The organism is Streptomyces sp. PCS3-D2, assembly GCF_000612545.2.
In the GTDB taxonomy this organism is placed as follows: Bacteria; Actinomycetota; Actinomycetes; order Streptomycetales; family Streptomycetaceae; genus Streptomyces.
Window position 1 is genome coordinate 3,094,418 of sequence record NZ_CP097800.1, and the last position, 15,956, is coordinate 3,110,373.

The following is a 15,956-nucleotide window of genomic DNA, read 5'->3' on the forward strand; positions in this document are numbered from 1 at the left end:
GTCGGTCAGGCCTCCGTTCCGGTGCTCTCGGCCGGAGCGGCGGCGGGAGCGTCGGCCTTGGGGGCCTCGGCACCAGCAGCCTGCTGCGGCTTGCGGCCACCACGGCCGCCGCGCTCGCCACCACGGCCACCACGGCCGGCGGGACGGTCGCCAGCGCCGGCACCACGGGCCGGGCGGTTACCCGCACGGGCCGCAGCGTTCTCGGCGCGAACCTCGGCGATGTTCTTGACGTCGCCCTTGTAGATCCAGACCTTCACACCGATACGGCCGAAGGTGGTCTTGGCCTCGAAGAAGCCGTAGTCCACGTTCGCGCGCAGCGTGTGCAGCGGCACACGACCCTCGCGGTAGAACTCGGAGCGGGACATCTCGGCGCCGCCGAGACGGCCGCCACACTGGATCTTGATGCCCTTGGCGCCGGCCTTCATCGTGCCCTGCATGCTCTTGCGCATGGCACGACGGAAGGAGACGCGGGAGGAGAGCTGCTCGGCAACGGCCTGGGCAACCAGCTGAGCGTCGAGCTCGGGGTTCTTGACCTCGAGGATGTTCAGCTGGACCTGCTTGCCCGTGAGCTTCTCGAGGTCGCCGCGGATGCGGTCGGCCTCGGCGCCACGGCGGCCGATGACGATGCCAGGACGGGCGGTGTGGATGTCCACACGCACGCGGTCACGGGTGCGCTCGATCTCAACCTTCGAGATGCCGGCGCGCTCCATGCCGGACGTCATCATCCGACGGATGGCGACGTCTTCCTTGACGTAGTCCTTGTACAGCTTGTCGGCGTACCAGCGGGACTTGAAGTCCGTGGTGATGCCGAGTCGGAACCCGTGCGGGTTTACCTTCTGGCCCATTACCGGGAACCTTCCTTGCTGCTGACGACCACGGTGATGTGGCTGGTCCGCTTGCGGATCCGGTAGGCACGGCCCTGGGCACGCGGACGGAACCGCTTCAGGGTCGGGCCCTCGTCCACGTACGCCTCGCTGATGACCAGCGTGGAGGCGTCCGGGTGGTTGTAGTTGTGCGCGGCGTTGGCGATGGCGCTGTCCAGCACCTTGCCGACCGGCACGCTCGCGGCCTGCGGGGCGAAACGCAGGACCGCCTGAGCCTCCGTGGCGTCCATGCCACGGATAAGGTCCACCACGCGGCGGGCCTTCATGGGCGTGACGCGGATGTACCGCGCCTGGGCCCTGGCTTCCATGGTTGTCCCTTCGGTGTAAGTCATAGTCGTAACCACCCCGCCTTTAGCGGCGCTTCGACTTCCGGTCGTCCTTGACGTGGCCGCGGAAGGTGCGAGTCGGCGAGAACTCGCCGAGCTTGTGGCCGACCATCGACTCGGTGACGAACACCGGGACGTGGGTCTTGCCGTTGTGCACCGCGATGGTGTGACCCAGCATGCTGGGGATGATCATCGAGCGACGGGACCAGGTCTTGATGACGTTCTTGGTGCCGGCTTCGTTCTGGGCGTCCACCTTCTTTACGAGGTGGTCGTCGACGAAGGGCCCCTTCTTGAGACTGCGCGGCATCTAAACCCGCTCCTAGCGCTTCTTGTTCGTCTTGCGGCGGCGGACGATGTACTTGTTCGAAGCCTTCTTCGGCGAACGAGTACGACCCTCCTTCTGACCCCACGGGGAGACCGGGTGGCGACCACCACTGGTCTTGCCCTCACCACCACCGTGCGGGTGGTCAACCGGGTTCATCGCGACACCGCGGACGGACGGGCGAACGCCCTTCCAGCGCATACGGCCGGCCTTGCCCCAGTTGATGTTCGACTGCTCGGCGTTGCCGACCTCGCCGACCGTGGCGCGGCAGCGCGCGTCGACGAGACGGATCTCACCGGACGGCATACGAAGGTGGGCCATCACGCCCTCCTTCGCCAGCAGCTGCACGGAGGCACCGGCGGAACGCGCGAACTTGGCGCCGCCACCGGGACGGAGCTCGATCGCGTGGATCGTGGTACCGACCGGGATGTTGCGGAGCGCGAGGTTGTTGCCCGGCTTGATGTCGGCCGTGGGGCCGTTCTCGATCCGGTCACCCTGCTGCAGACCGCGCGGCGCGATGATGTAGCGCTTCTCGCCGTCGGCGTAGTGCAGCAGCGCGATGCGCGCGGTGCGGTTGGGGTCGTACTCGATGTGCGCGACCTTGGCCGGCACGCCGTCCTTGTCGTGACGACGGAAGTCGATCACGCGGTAGGCGCGCTTGTGGCCACCACCCTGGTGGCGAACGGTCACACGACCGGTGTTGTTACGGCCGCCCTTGCTGTGCAGGGGGCGGACCAGCGACTTCTCCGGCGTGGACCGCGTGATCTCGACAAAGTCGGCGACGCTGGAGCCACGACGGCCCGGGGTCGTCGGCTTGTACTTGCGGATACCCATTTCTCAGTCCTCGTCCGATTCCGGACGACTAGACCTCCGTTAGGAGGCCTGGCCGCCGAAGATGTCGATACGGTTGCCCTCGGCAAGGGTCACGATGGCGCGCTTGGTGTTGGCGCGCTTGCCGAAACCGGTCTTGGTGCGCTTGCGCTTACCCTGACGGTTGATCGTGTTGACCCCGGTGACCTTGACCGAGAAGACCGCCTCGACGGCCTGCTTGATCTGGGTCTTGTTGGCGCCGGGCGCGACGATGAACGTGTACTTGTTCTCGTCCAGCAGCGCGTAGCTCTTCTCCGAGACGACCGGCTTGATCAGCAGGTCGCGCGGGTCGGTGAAGGTCTTGCTGGTAACGGTCGCCTCAGACATCAGGCGTCGCTCCCTTCGGTCTCATCGGCCTTGGGGCCAGACACGAAGGACTCGAGCGCGGCCTGGGTGAAGACCACGTCGTCAGAGACGATCACGTCGTACGTGTTCAGCTGGCCCGGCTCCAGGATGTGAACCTGGGGCAGGTTGCGGGCGGACAGCCACGCCAGCTCGTCAGAACGCTCGGCGACCAGGAGCAGGTTCTTGCGCTCCGAGATCTTGCCGAACAGCGTCTTGGCGGCCTTGGTGGAGGCGGCACCCTCGACCACGCCGGTGACGACGTGGATGCGGGAGTGACGCGCGCGGTCCGAGAGGGCACCGCGGAGGGCGGCAGCCTTCATCTTCTTCGGGGTCCGCTGCGAGTAGTCACGCGGCACGGGGCCGTGGACGACGCCACCGCCGGCGAACTGCGGAGCGCGGGTCGAACCCTGACGGGCGCGGCCGGTGCCCTTCTGGCGGTAAGGCTTCTTGCCACCACCACGGACTTCACCGCGGGTCTTGGTCTTGTGCGTGCCCTGACGGGCAGCGGCCAGCTGCGCGACGACGACCTGGTGGATCAGCGGAACGCTGGTCTTCGCGTCGAAGATCTCCGCGGGGAGCTCGACGGTACCGGCCTTGTCGCCTGCCGGCGAAAGGATGTCAATGGTGCTCATTAACCTCAAGCCCCCTTGGCCGCGGTACGGACCAGGACGAGGCCGCCGTTCGGACCGGGGACTGCACCCTTGATGAGGAGCAGGCCCTTCTCCGCGTCTACCGCGTGGATGGTCAGGTTCTGGGTGGTGACGCGCTCGTTACCCATGCGACCGGCCATGCGCATGCCCTTGAAGACACGCCCAGGGGTGGCGCAGCCACCGATCGAACCGGGGGAGCGGTGCTTGCGCTGCACACCGTGACCGGCGCCGAGGCCCCGGAAGTTGTGCCGCTTCATGACACCGGCGAAGCCCTTGCCCTTGCTGTTGCCCGTGACGTCAACCTTGACGCCGGACTCGAACACCTCAGCAGTGATCTCCTGGCCGAGCGTGTACTCGCTGGCGTCGGAGGTGCGGAGCTCCACCAGGTGGCGGCGGGGGGTCACGTCGGCCTTGGCGAAGTGGCCCTTGAGGGGCTTGTTCACCTTGCGCGGGTCGATCTCGCCGAAGGCGATCTGGACCGACTCGTAGCCGTCGATGTCGTTCGTACGGACCTGGGTGACGACGCAGGGTCCGGCCTTGACAACGGTCACCGGGACGACACGGTTGTTCTCGTCCCAGACCTGGGTCATGCCGAGCTTCTCGCCCAGGACGCCCTTGATCTGCTTAGCCATCTTCTCCGCGCCTCTCAGAGCTTGATCTCGATGTCAACGCCGGCCGGAAGGTCCAGGCGCATCAGCGAGTCAACGGTCTTGGGCGTCGGGTCGAGGATGTCGATCAGGCGCTTGTGCGTGCGCATCTCGAAGTGCTCGCGCGAGTCCTTGTACTTGTGCGGCGACTTGATGACGCAGTACACGTTCTTCTCAGTGGGCAGCGGCACCGGGCCCGCGACCGACGCACCAGTGCGGGTCACCGTCTCGACGATCTTCTTCGCCGAGGAGTCGATGACCTCGTGGTCGTAGGCCTTGAGCCGGATGCGGATCTTCTGTCCCGCCATGGCTACTCCGTAGTCCTGTCTCTATGTGGAAACGCTCTGGCTCCCGGTCGGCTGCGGGACGGGATCCCGCCGCCTCTCCTCCGACCCACGCGGTCGGGCGTGTCGCACTCCCTCCACAGAAAATTCCCATACGGAAATTCCCTCGTCCAAGGGGGTGCGGTCCCATGACCGCGCTTCGGGGGAGAAACACCCACCGAGTGCCTGGTGGGCACCGTGCTGACACTTCCCAGAAGATTCCCGTACGTCCGCCCCCATTGCTGCCCCGAGGGGCAGATTAAGGACGACGAGTACTGTGGGACTCGCTTCCGGTCCTCCCGGCGGGAGGCGCGCAGCATCGGCACTCAGCCGAGCAACTTGAGTAGTCTGCCATACGAGACACGTACCTGGCCAATCGGGCCGAAGAGAATACCCCGCCACGCTGAGTGGTCAAACTGCGCCGCGCCCTTCGCGCGGCGGGGCCTCTGTGCCGGCCGTGTCAGGTCCGCGAGGCCGTCCCACAGCCCCCCGGACGCCCCGCGTCGATGCCCTTGCTGCGGTCGTACGGGTCTTGCGGCGGCCCGGAGGGCGTGGCCCCGGTCTCCGGGGTCGCGTCGAAGGCCGGGTGCAGGTAGCCGTCGTACACCTCGCAGGCACTGTTGGCGAGGTCGACGCGGGAGTCGGCGAGGGTGAGCCGACCGGGGGTGGTCCGCCACCTGCGCGGGTCGGCGACCGTGAAGGTGATCTCCCGGCGGACGATGGTCCGCTCGACCCGGTCCGCGCCCGCCGCGGCCTCCACCAACGGGTAGACGAACGAGTAGTCCAGCCGGACGTCGGCCTGGCCCGCCTCCTTGCCGGCCTCCACCCACATCCGGCCGCGTACCTTGACCACGTCGCCCGCGAGCCTCGCCTCCGCCGGGTCGTAGCGGGTGAACAGGTTCACCGGGTCCTGGTCCCTGCCCGGCTCCGCCAGGGACTTCTCCAGGTGCTCCGACGTCTCGGCGGCCTTGGGGTCCAGCAGTGCCAGGGCCGCCTCGGGGCGCGCCCCCTTCAACACCGCCGGGTCGAGGTTGGCCGCTACCAGGAACGCCTTGGCGTGGACGAAGGCCTCCGCGATCCTCTCCCCGGGCACCCCGCCGACGGCGGTGGCCTCCGGGATCTCGATGCCGGCGGCGCCGTCCGCCCACTGCAGGGCCGGGGAGCCGCGGAAGGGGTCCTGCAGGGTCGGGCGGTCCGGGTTCGTCGAGGGCGGCGGAGCGCTCGGGCGGGCGGTCTCCGGGGCGAGCGGGCCCGCCTTCGCCGCGTCCTCGCGGGCCTGCTCCTTGCCGGTGATCCGGTCGATCACCAGCTCGGGCCGCACGGCGATCAGCGCGAGCCCCGCGATGGCGGCGACGGCGAAGGCGGCCCCCAGCCTGCCCGGGCGGCGGCGCTCCCGGGGCGTGGGGCCGGTGCGCCAGCCGGGCGGCTCCTGCCCCTGGGTCGAGCGCAGCCGCTCGGTCACCATGCGCGCCCGCGCCGAGGGCTCCCGCGGTGCGTCCCCCGCCCCCTGGGCGGCCTGCTCCATGAAACGGGCCCACTCCTCGTCGGAGACGCCCGGTCTGTTGTCGTCGTGGCCCATGCCTGGTCCTCCCCCTGCCCGCCCGACACGCGTGAGGGGCTCCGCACCTTCCGGTGCGGAGCCCCTCACCTGCGCCGAGGCGTGCGCGTGCGCGTGCTAGCTGAAGTACCCCGTGATGTCCGCGATGAGGTCCACGGAACCGGAGTTGTTGTAGAAGCTGACCTTGCCGTCCACCACGGGCACGACCACCAGGTTGGGGATGGTCAGGCCGGGGGTGAAGTTCAGGTTCGAGGCGCTCGTGCGGGTCGTGCCGCTCGGGAACACCGACACGAAGCTGGCCTCGGTCGGGTTGGTCGCGGTCACGTTCAGCACGACGGCCTTCACACCGCTGGCCGGAACGCCGCCGACGCCCGCCACGGGCAGCGTGACCACGCTGCCGCCGGTGACCGGGCCCTTGCGGACGCCGGTGCCGGTGCGGGTGTCCATCAGGCGCTTCGGGCCGAAGTTCGCGTGCGTGGCGCCGGTGGGGCTGTCCGAGAAGTAGCCGGTGATGTCGGCGATCAGGTCGACGGTGCCCTGGTTGTTGTAGAAGCTCACCTTGCCGTCCACGACCGGCACGACCACCAGGTTGGGGATCGTCTGGCCCGGGGTGAAGTTCAGGTTCGAGGCGCTGGAGCGGGCCGTGCCGCTCGGGAACACCGACACGAAGCTCGGCTGCGTCGGGTTCGTCGCCGTCACGTTCAGCACGACGGCCTTCACACCGCTGGCCGGGATGCCGTCGACGCCCGCCACGGGCAGGGTGACCACGCCGCCGCTGCCGACCGGAGCGGCCGGGACGCCGGTGCCGGTACGGGTGTCCATCAGGCGCTTCGGACCGAAGTTGGTCTGCGTGGCGCCGTCGGCGGTCGAGGTGAAGTAACCGGTGATGTCGGCGATCAGGTCGACGGTGCCCTGGTTGTTGTAGAAGTTCACCTTGCCGTCCACGACCGGCACGACCACCAGGTTGGGGATCGTCTGGCCCGGGGTGAAGTTCAGGTTCGAGGCGCTGGAGCGGGCCGTGCCGCTCGGGTACACCGACACGAAGCTCGGCTGCGTCGGGTTCGTCGCCGTCACGTTCAGCACCACCGCGGTGGGCGTGCCGCCGGTGGCGGCGGCCACCGGCAGGGTGACCACTTCGCCGCTGCCGACCGGGCCCTTGCGGACACCGAGGCCCTCGCGGGTGTCCATCAGGCGCTTCGGGCTCAGGGGGACGAACTTGGCGCCCTTGACGTCCGCCTCGACGGTGACCGCGAGGCTCGTGGAGACCTTGCCGTTCGCGGCGGTCGCCCTGACCCGGACCTCGTGCTTGCCGTCGGTGACGACGGTGGTCGCCTTGCGGGCCGCGGCGTCGGTCACCGCGGTGGCCTCGCCGTCCACGAGCAGCTCGAACTTGGCCAGTCGGCCGGTGGCCGTGCTGGTGGTCCAGTCGACCGTCAGGGCGGCGCCGCTCGGGAGGGTGGCGCCCGGCGAGGCCGTCGCGCCGTTCACCGAGGCGATCTTCAGCTGGGCCGCGGGGCCCGTCTGGCGGAGCGCTTCGAGCTGCGGGTAGAGCGAGTTGCCCGGGCACTGGGTGTTGAAGCCGTCCCGGTGGCCGGAGAGCGACTTGAACTCGTACTGCTGTCCGGCGGTGTAGCTCTTGCCGAAGTAGTTCGCCTGCGTGGCGCCCGCGGTCAGCACCGCGGTGCCGTTCATGTCGCCGTCGTACTGGCCCAGCTTGTAGGCGGCGACCTTGGAGATGGCGCCCAGCGCGGCGGCGGAGGCCCCGGCGCTGGTGTAGTCACCGAGGACGGAGACGCTCGTCGACTCGGAGTTCCAGCCGTAGGTGTGGGCGCCCTGGACGGGCTGGTCCACACCGCCCTGCCGGCCCTCGAAGATCGTCCCGCACTTGTCGACGAGGAAGTTGTAGCCGAGGTCGCGCCAGCCGTTGCCCTGTACGTGGTAGACGTGCAGGCTGCGGACGATGGCCGCGGACTCGGTGCATTCGTAGGGCGTGGTGGCCGCGGTGTGGTGGACGAAGACGGCCTTGATCTTCCCGCCGGGCAGGTAGATCGGGCCCTCGTCGTTCAGGGACTCGTCGGCGCCCCACTGGACGCGGGAGACCACGTCCGGGCGCGGGGCGGTCGACTCCGGTCCCGGCGTCGTCGGCGCGGGGTCCGCGGCGGGGAGGGCGAAGGCGGCCGGGCCGAGACCCAGGTTGTTGTTCTTCTTGGCCTTCGCGGCGCCGGCACCCGGGTCGACCAGGTTCAGCTCCATGCCCGCGGGCAGGGCGCCGCCCCCGGTCACCCGCACCTCGGCGCCGTCGGACGGGCCGACCCAGACGGGCTCGGTGGCGCCGCGCAGTCCCGGGCGCTTGCCGTCGAGTTCGGCCTCGGCCTGCTCCAGCACGACCCACTTCGACCACTTGCCGCTGTCGGCGTCACGGGTGCGGGCCTCGATCTTGCCCTTCACCTCGGCCTCGGGGTCGTTCCAGGAGACGCCGAGGAGCCCGAACGGCTCGGTGTCCTGCTGGGCGAGGACGGCCTCGCCCCTTCCCTTGGGCTTGAGAGCGATCTTGTGCAGTTCCCCCTCGACCGGGCCCTTCTCACGGGCGCGGGCGCTGTAGGGCGATACGTCGCCCTCGCCGGAATTGCCCGTGCCGTTGGCGAAGCCCTGGATGCCCAGGACCGCCACGACGCCCAGCGCGGCGGCCAGAGCCGTCCCGCGTGCACGACCTATCTTCAAGTTGTCCCCAACCCCTATGCCAATCCCGCCACATGACACTACTGACCGACCGGATCCTACTGTCCGGGGTCACGGCCCATCGGGGCGGGAGGGGGGTTGCGCACGTGACGCACGTCGCAGCCGGTTCGTACGGGGGTGCTATTCCACCGACTTGTCCTTGAACGGCGCCTTGCGGCCGCAGATCGCGGGCCAGTCCTTCGCCACGATGTTGGCGCACCAGATCTCGCCGCGGTCCTCGTGCTGCTTCCACAGCTTGACCTGGAGGTCCTCGCAGTTGTTCTTGTCCGGCGCGAAGCGCGGGCACGTGCCGTTCGGCAGCTTGATGGTGTGCGCGCGCCAGGCGTCGAGGCCCATGAGGTCGGTGTCCTCGTGCGTCGGCATGTAGCGGTTGGCCGACCAGGAGGCGCCCATGGTGGCGAACAGCGCGACCGCACACACCATGCCGGCCGAGAGCTGACGGATCGTCCGCCGCGGGATGACCCGGGCCGACGGGGAGGCGGCGGCCGGCCGCAGGGTCCGCTCGGTCCAGCCCGAGCCGCGCTGGACCGCCGTCATCACGCCGAGGACGGCCAGGATCATCAGCGAGTACATGATGATCCAGGTGGTCCGCGGGAAGAGCTGGACCGCCTTGTCGTGGGCCATGTGCGAGGCGAACCAGAAGCGGGCGAGCCAGGCACCGGCGAGGACCGCCGCGGCGGTACGGACCATGACACTGCGCAGGCCGAGGCCGATCCCGAGGCCCACACCGAGGATCAGCAGCAGCGCGAACCCGGTCTGGCCCGCCATCTCCCCGGAGACGGGCCACTGGTCGTAGGTGATGTGGCCGGTCCGGTCGGAGATCCAGCCCAGGACGTAGCCGGGGTCGGCGTACACGCCGAGGTAGGCGTACCGGTCCGGGGTCTGCGCGCCCAGCCGTGCCATCTGGTAGAGCAGCGGGGCGCCGATGACCCCGGCCGTGATCAGTACCGACCCGACGAACAGCGCCGCCCGCTTCACCGCGGGGGCACCGGCCCGCCACGGGAAGAGGAAGAGGAAGAGGACGGCGGCGCCGGGCGCGGCCCAGACGTACCAGCCCGAGTACCAGAGGAAGAGCGCGCCGAAGACCGCGCCGAGGGCCGTGCCCCGCAGGACCAGGGACTTCGGGGTGCGGCCGGCCGACCGGCGCAGCTCGCGGAAGCAGTACCCGAGGAGCGGCAGCAGCACGATCATGACGACGTGGCTGTACGGGCGGATCGGGTCGAGGAAGAGCACGGCCGCCGGGACGGCGATCAGCAGCGCCCAGAAGGGGCGGAGCAGCAGGCGCCAGGACAGGTACGCCATCGGGCCGACCAGGGCGCTGCAGATGATCTGCAGGTCGTGCAGGGCGAAGCCGGCGGTGCCGAGGCCGTCGTAGCGGACCTTGGCCCACAGGGCGATGAGCGCCGGGAACGCGGGCGGGTAGATGCCCGACACGCCCTCGCCCGACAGGAACGAGTTGGCCATCTCCACCAGGACGCTCGGGTCGCCCTCCTGCCCGCCGAGCGGGTACGGGGTGCCGCGCAGCGCCACGACGACACCGCCGGCCACGACGCCGGTGGCCAGCCCGGCCACGGCGCCGCAGACGAGTCGCTTGACGAACTCGTGGCGCAGGACCGGGCCCCGGTAGGCCGTGTACAGCAGCACGCCGAGCAGCGGGAGTCCGAGGACGGCCGCGTACAGCTGGAGCTTGGCCAGACCGCTGACCTGCCCGAGCCGGTTCATCGGGTTGACGCTGATGTGCCGGCTGAGCAGCGTGTACCCGAGGGCCGCGACCACGCTGACGACGACCTCGGCCAGGATCCGCACCCACCGCCGCGACAGCCACTCCCGGCCCCGCGACGCCGGGGGGCGGCTGTCGCCCTGCGCCGGTGCGCCAGGACGCCGGTCCGCGGCGCCGGCTTCGCCGACCGTCTCGGGGGCCAGGTGTGTCATCTCGTTCCGTTTCGTGGTGGGCGGAGTCTGAATCAGTTCTGGCCCGAGGTGAAGGCGTGCTTCGCCAGCGTGCGGGCACCCTCCTTGTTGCCGCTGCGCAGGGCTCCGGGGAGCATGGTCAGCGCGTGCAGCCGGGAGGCGCTGTGGAAGCGCGCCGCGCGGGCCGCCTTCGGCCAGCCGCGGGCGTCCATACGGGCGGCCACCGCGGTGAAGTAGCGCTCGGCCTCGGCGAAGCGGGTGCCGGAGAAGGCCTGGACCGACGACTCGCTGACGGCGTGCCGGCGGTACTGGAAGACGGTCGTGGAGTTGTCGATGACCATCTGCTCCCCGGCTTCGAGCAGGTCGACCACGAGCGCGAGGTCCTGGATGACCGAGTAGTCGTCCCGGAAGTTCACCTTGCGCAGCACCTCGCCGCGCCAGGCGATCGAGGGGAAGTAGAGCCAGTTGCCGCGCAGCACGCTGGCGGCCAGCTCCTCGCCGGCCATCAGGCGGCGGCCCTTCACCTGGGGTGCGTACAGCCGCTTCTTGGTGGTGTCGGCGAGGCCGCCCTGGACCACCCGGCCGGTGCCGTCGATGACCTCGACGCCGGGCTGGACCATGCCGATGCCCGGCCGCTCCTCGATGATCGCGCGGACGGTCTCCAGGTAGTGCGGGTGCAGCACGTCGTCGCAGCCCATGATGACCACGTGGTCGGCCTCGGACAGCCGTACGCACTTCTGGAAGTTCTTGGTGATGCCGAGGTTCTGCTCGTTGCGCGTGTAGTGCACGCGGTCGTCGCCGAGCGCGGCGAACCAGCCCGGTACGTCGGGTTCCTTGCCGTCGTCGATCACGACGAGGCGGAAGTCCCGGTCCGTCTGCGCCAGGACGCTGCGGACGGCGTCCTGCATCAGTTGCACGTCCCCGTAGTAGGGGAGCATGAAGTCGAAGGTCACCATGGGCGTTCAGGCCTTCACGGAGTCGGCGTCGGCCGTGGTGTCGCCGGCGGCACCGGGCTCGGGGGCCAGGCGCTCGTCGTTGTGGCGCATGCCCTCGTTGATGGCCACCGTCCGGGCGAGGTCGGTGATCTTCTTCTCCAGCGAGCGGAACCGCAGGAAGGTGTTGAGCGTGAGGAAGCCCATCGCCAGGACCATCACGTAGAGCACGAGGTCGGTGCCGCGGCCGACGCCGAGCTTCTGGGCGAGCCAGGTGACGTCCGTCGGGCGGAGCACGGCGTACACGTTGACGATGACGAACAGGGAGAAGGCGATGCGCTTCCAGGCCCGGTTCTTCGCCTGGCTCCACGTCCGGATGAACACCAGGGCCATCGACACGGAGCCGACGATCAGGACGAGCTGGATCCAGAAGTACTTCATCGACGCCCACGCTCCCGCAGCGAAATGTCAAAGATGATGTTCACGCCGTTGATGAGGGACTGGCCCTTGGAGCGCGAGTATTCGGTGTAGAGGATGTCCACCGGGACCTCGGTGACCCGCAGGTCGGAACCCGCCAGGAAACCGACCAGCTCCGAGGCGTGCGCCATGCCGTTCATGGTGATGTTCAGCTGCTCGGCGGCCTTCCGGCTCAGGACGCGCAGACCGTTGTGCGCGTCGGTGAGCTTGAGCTTGCGGGCGGTGGGACTGACCGCGGCGGCCGTGCGCAGGACGACCTGCTTGATCCACGGCACCTGGCCGTTCTGCTCGATGAAGCGCGAGCCGAGCACCACGTCGGCCTCGTCCCGCCGCAGCACGCCGACCATCGTCTCGACGTCCTTGGTCTGGTGCTGACCGTCGGCGTCGAAGGTCGCGAAGTAGCGGGAACCGGGCTGGGCGAGCGCGTACTTCAGACCGGTCTGGAGAGCCGCGCCCTGACCCAGGTTCACCGGGTGGCGGACCAGGTGGGCACCGGTGGTCGCTATGTGCTCGGCCGAGTCGTCCGTGCTGCCGTCGTCGACGACGACGATGTTGGGGAACGTCTTGCGGGCCCCTTCGACCACATCGGCGATCACCTGGCCCTCGTTATAGGCCGGTATGACCAGCCAGACATCGTCGTATTGGGACACGGTAGCTCCAGCGGAATGTGGCACGTACGAGTGCTCGGTGATCGGTGTGACGTCGTGGGCCGGCATGGTCATCTCCCGACCGCGCCCACACCCGCGGCGCCGGTGTCGGTGTCGGCCGACTGCCGGGGGGCTTCACCGGCTGCGGCCGCGGCTCCGGGGAAGCTCAGCCTGAGGGCTGCCAGCATAGCGAGCACGGTGGCGGTCGAGCCCAGGGCGTAGGCGACGATCACGCGCACGGCCACCTCGCCGGGGATCAGTGTGATGCCCACCAGGACCGCGGTACCGAGGGCCCAGCAGAGCAACTGGAGGTTGTGGCGCTTGAATACCATGAGCGCCTGTCCCAGCACCATCGCGAACATGTACGCCGCGGTGCCCGCGGACAGCAGGAAGAAGTCGAAGCTTCCCAGTACCGGGTCCTGGATGCCGAAGAGCACCTCGATGAGCCAGGGGCCGAGGGCGGTGGCGGGCAGGCCGCCGAGCAGGCCGAGCGCCCCGACCACCATCGCGATCCGGCGCAGCATCGCCCAGAAGGCCACGCGGTCGCCGGCGGTGAAGGCCGCGGTCAGGCCGCTGAGCAGCGAGGCCTGGAGCGAGCCGAAGACGAAGAGCGGAACACGTGCGAGGACCGTCGCGCTCATCAGCGCCGCGATCAGCGCGCTGTCGGACGGCGCCAGCAGCTTGGTGCTCATCACGGCCGCGTTCACGACCAGTTGGGACAGCAGCGTCGCGCAGACCAGCAGGCCGAGGCCGCCGCACAGTTCCCGCCAGGCGATCTGCTCGCCCGGACCGACCGCGCGCAGCAGCGGGGGCAGCGTCACCAGCGTCGCCACCACCGGCGCGACGGCCAGGATGAGACTGAAGGCCAGTGCCGAGTGCAGTCCGAGGAGGGCGCACCCGAAGGCGAGCACGATCCGCAGCCCGCCGTCGACGGCGAGCTGGGTGCCGTAGGCGCCGAAGCGGCCGAGGCCCGCCAGCACGCCGCGGGTGAGGTAGCAGACGGCCATGCCGGTGAAGGCGGCGCCGAGCGCGGCGACCAGGGCGCGGTCCCCGTGGAACAGCAGGTCGGCCAGGGGGCCGGCGCCGAGGCCGAGAACCAGCAGGGTCGCGCCGAGGATTCCGGCGGTGAGCAGTCCGGCACGGCGGAGCACCGGGGCGGCGCCCTGGCCGAGGACCACCCGGGCGGAGACGATCCGGGTGAGCTCCTGCTCCAGGGGGAAGAAGATGCCGATGCCGAGGGACATCACGATCGTCCACAGCACCGAGACGTTGGCATAGCCCGCATCGGACAGGCTGTGACCGGCCACGCCCAGGTGGGCGTACGAGGCGCCGCCGAGCACGACGGTGCCGCCGGCCACCGCGACGGTGCCCGGCGGCAGGGCCGCACTCAGCTTGTTCAGCAGGGTCTTCATCCCGCGCGGCCGTCCCGGGCCGCCTCGGCGAGTGCGGCGAAGCCGGGGGTGGCCAGCGCCAGGGCCAGCTGTTCGCGCCAGTCGGCAAGCGGCTCCAGTCCGGCCTTCTGCTGCCACGCGTCGTGTGCGAGCACGCTGAAGGCGGGGCGGGCGGCGGGGCGGACGAACGCCTCGGAGGTCGTCGGCCGGATCCGCTCGGGATCCAGACCGCTCAGGCGGTAGGCCTCGCGGGCCAGTCCCCTCCAGGTGGTCCGGCCGCTCGCGGTGCCGTGGTAGATCCCGCCGGCGGCCCGGCCCCGGAGGGCGGCCAGTCCGAGGTCGACCAGCCGGCCGGCGAGCGCGTAGGACCAGGTGGGTTGGCCGTGCTGATCGTCGACCACGTCGAGCGAGTCGCGCTGGGCGGCCAGCTTCAGCATGGTGGCAACGAAGTTCGACCCGTGCTCGCCGTACAGCCAGGCGGTCCGTACGACGTAGCCGTCCTGCGGCAGCAGTTCGGTGACGGCCTGCTCGCCGACCAGCTTGGAGCGTCCGTAGGCGTTGACCGGGCCGGTCACGGCGTCCTCGCGGTACGGCTCCGAGGCGTCGCCGGGCAGCACGTAGTCGGTGGAGACGTGGATCAGCCGCACGCCGGCGGCGGCGCACGCCTCGGCGAGGACGCGCACGGCGGTGCCGTTGACGGCGGTCGCGGCCTCCTCGGCGCTCTCGGCACCGTCGACGTCCGTCCAGGCAGCGCAGTTCACGACCACGGCAGCGCCCTCGACCGCGGCCCGGACCGCGGCCGGGTCGGTGATGTCGAGATCGGCGCGGTTGCGGCCCACGGCCTCGATCCCGGCGCGCTTCAGGACGGTCAGGACGTCCCGGCCGAGCATCCCGCCGGCGCCGGTGACGAGCCAGTGCCCGGACGACGAGTTGGCGCTCACTTCTGCAGGGCCGCCTTCGCCTTCAGCGGCTCCCACCAGGCGCGGTTCTCGCGGTACCACGCGATGGTGGCCTTGATGCCGTCCTCGAAGGTGACCTGGGGGGCGTAACCCAGCTCGGCGCCGATCTTGCTGATGTCGATGGAGTAGCGCAGGTCGTGGCCCTTGCGGTCCTCGACGTGCTCGACCATGTCCCAGCCCAGGCCCGCGGCCTCCAGCAGGACGCCGGTGAGCTCCTTGTTGGTGAGCTCGGTGCCGCCACCGATGTTGTAGACCTCGCCGGCCCGGCCCTTGCGCATGGCCAGGTCGATGCCCCGGCAGTGGTCGGAGACGTGCAGCCAGTCGCGGACGTTTCCGCCGTTGCCGTACAGCGGGACCTTCTTGCCGTCCATCAGGTTCGAGACGAACAGCGGGATGACCTTCTCCGGGAACTGGTAGTGCCCGTAGTTGTTGGAGCAGCGGGTGACCACCACGTCCATGCCGTGGGTGCGCGCGTACGCCAGCGCCAACAGGTCGGAGGATGCCTTGGAGGCGGAGTAGGGGGAGTTCGGCACCAGCGGCCACTCCTCCGTCCAGGAGCCCTCGCTGATCGATCCGTAGACCTCGTCGGTGGAGATGTGGACGAAGCGGCCGACCCCGTGCTTGCGGGCGGCGTCCAGCAGCACCTGGGTGCCGACGACGTTCGTCATGACGAAGGGGCCCGCACCGGCGATCGACCGGTCCACGTGGGACTCGGCGGCGAAGTGCACGACCACGTCGTGGCCGGCCATCACCTGGTCGACGGCCTCGGCGTCGCAGATGTCGCCCTGGACGAAGCGGTATCCGCTGTGGCCCGCGACCGGAGCGAGGTTCGCCTCGACGCCCGAGTAGGTCAGCTTGTCGAAGACGGTGACCTGCGCCGTGGCGTCTGCACCGAGCTGCTGGCGGACGAATTCTGAACCGATGAAGCCGGCGCCGCCGGTCACGAGGATGCGCATAATACGAAGAGTCTAGCCG

At 69.9% G+C, this 15,956-nt stretch carries 17 protein-coding genes; all 17 read right to left on the reverse strand.

Going from position 1 to position 15,956, the window contains the following annotated elements; all coding sequences use genetic code 11:
- Window positions 1-5 precede the first annotated feature (5 nt).
- Entirely contained in the window at window positions 6-845 is an 840-nt protein-coding gene (gene rpsC / locus AW27_RS13135; RefSeq protein ID WP_007265905.1) for a 30S ribosomal protein S3, read from the reverse strand.
- Window positions 845-1,192, reverse strand: a complete 348-nt coding sequence (gene rplV / locus AW27_RS13140) for a 50S ribosomal protein L22 (protein ID WP_007265904.1) — start codon at window positions 1,190-1,192, stop codon at window positions 845-847. The genes rpsC and rplV overlap by 1 nt, the downstream gene beginning before the upstream one ends.
- Window positions 1,193-1,235: 43 nt before the next feature.
- Entirely contained in the window at window positions 1,236-1,517 is a 282-nt protein-coding gene (gene rpsS, locus AW27_RS13145) for a 30S ribosomal protein S19 (RefSeq protein WP_007265903.1), read from the reverse strand.
- Window positions 1,518-1,529: 12 nt separating this feature from the next.
- Window positions 1,530-2,366 carry a 50S ribosomal protein L2 gene (gene rplB, locus AW27_RS13150; RefSeq protein ID WP_030026325.1) on the reverse strand — a complete coding sequence of 279 codons (837 nt, stop codon included), beginning with the start codon at window positions 2,364-2,366 and terminating at the stop codon, window positions 1,530-1,532.
- A gap of 39 nt (window positions 2,367-2,405) precedes the next feature.
- Window positions 2,406-2,729 carry a 50S ribosomal protein L23 gene (rplW, locus tag AW27_RS13155; RefSeq protein ID WP_007265901.1) on the reverse strand — a complete coding sequence of 108 codons (324 nt, stop codon included), beginning with the start codon at window positions 2,727-2,729 and terminating at the stop codon, window positions 2,406-2,408.
- Window positions 2,729-3,379, reverse strand: coding sequence for a 50S ribosomal protein L4 (gene rplD / locus AW27_RS13160; protein WP_037918933.1), 651 nt, complete (start codon window positions 3,377-3,379; stop codon window positions 2,729-2,731). Before rplD ends, rplW begins: the two co-directional genes overlap by 1 nt.
- 5 nt (window positions 3,380-3,384) lie before the next feature.
- Window positions 3,385-4,029, reverse strand: coding sequence for a 50S ribosomal protein L3 (gene rplC / locus AW27_RS13165; RefSeq protein WP_007265899.1), 645 nt, complete (start codon window positions 4,027-4,029; stop codon window positions 3,385-3,387).
- Between the two features lie 14 nt (window positions 4,030-4,043).
- Complete coding sequence (gene rpsJ / locus AW27_RS13170) at window positions 4,044-4,352, reverse strand: 30S ribosomal protein S10 (RefSeq protein ID WP_003948644.1); 309 nt, start codon at window positions 4,350-4,352, stop codon at window positions 4,044-4,046.
- A gap of 475 nt (window positions 4,353-4,827) precedes the next feature.
- Entirely contained in the window at window positions 4,828-5,946 is a 1,119-nt protein-coding gene (locus AW27_RS13175) for a hypothetical protein (protein ID WP_037918932.1), read from the reverse strand.
- Between the two features lie 96 nt (window positions 5,947-6,042).
- A complete protein-coding gene (locus AW27_RS13180; RefSeq protein WP_157840193.1) occupies window positions 6,043-8,646 on the reverse strand; it encodes an N-acetylmuramoyl-L-alanine amidase in 2,604 nt (867 codons plus the stop codon).
- A gap of 138 nt (window positions 8,647-8,784) precedes the next feature.
- Complete coding sequence (locus tag AW27_RS13185) at window positions 8,785-10,596, reverse strand: chromate transporter (protein ID WP_037918926.1); 1,812 nt, start codon at window positions 10,594-10,596, stop codon at window positions 8,785-8,787.
- A gap of 32 nt (window positions 10,597-10,628) precedes the next feature.
- Window positions 10,629-11,531, reverse strand: coding sequence for a glycosyltransferase family 2 protein (locus AW27_RS13190; RefSeq protein ID WP_037918924.1), 903 nt, complete (start codon window positions 11,529-11,531; stop codon window positions 10,629-10,631).
- A 6-nt stretch (window positions 11,532-11,537) separates the two neighbouring features.
- Complete coding sequence (locus tag AW27_RS13195; RefSeq protein ID WP_052030271.1) at window positions 11,538-11,948, reverse strand: DUF2304 domain-containing protein; 411 nt, start codon at window positions 11,946-11,948, stop codon at window positions 11,538-11,540.
- Window positions 11,945-12,634, reverse strand: a complete 690-nt coding sequence (locus tag AW27_RS13200; RefSeq protein ID WP_037919885.1) for a glycosyltransferase family 2 protein — start codon at window positions 12,632-12,634, stop codon at window positions 11,945-11,947. The genes AW27_RS13195 and AW27_RS13200 overlap by 4 nt, the downstream gene beginning before the upstream one ends.
- Window positions 12,635-12,702: 68 nt before the next feature.
- A complete protein-coding gene (locus tag AW27_RS13205; protein WP_078556109.1) occupies window positions 12,703-14,043 on the reverse strand; it encodes a lipopolysaccharide biosynthesis protein in 1,341 nt (446 codons plus the stop codon).
- Window positions 14,040-14,912: a dTDP-4-dehydrorhamnose reductase gene (gene rfbD, locus AW27_RS13210; protein ID WP_037919881.1), complete on the reverse strand. Its 873-nt coding sequence runs from the start codon at window positions 14,910-14,912 to the stop codon at window positions 14,040-14,042. Before rfbD ends, AW27_RS13205 begins: the two co-directional genes overlap by 4 nt.
- Window positions 14,913-14,959: 47 nt before the next feature.
- On the reverse strand, window positions 14,960-15,937 hold the full coding sequence (gene rfbB / locus AW27_RS13215; protein WP_037918922.1) for a dTDP-glucose 4,6-dehydratase: 978 nt from the start codon (window positions 15,935-15,937) through the stop codon (window positions 14,960-14,962).
- Between the last annotated feature and the right edge of the window lie 19 nt (window positions 15,938-15,956).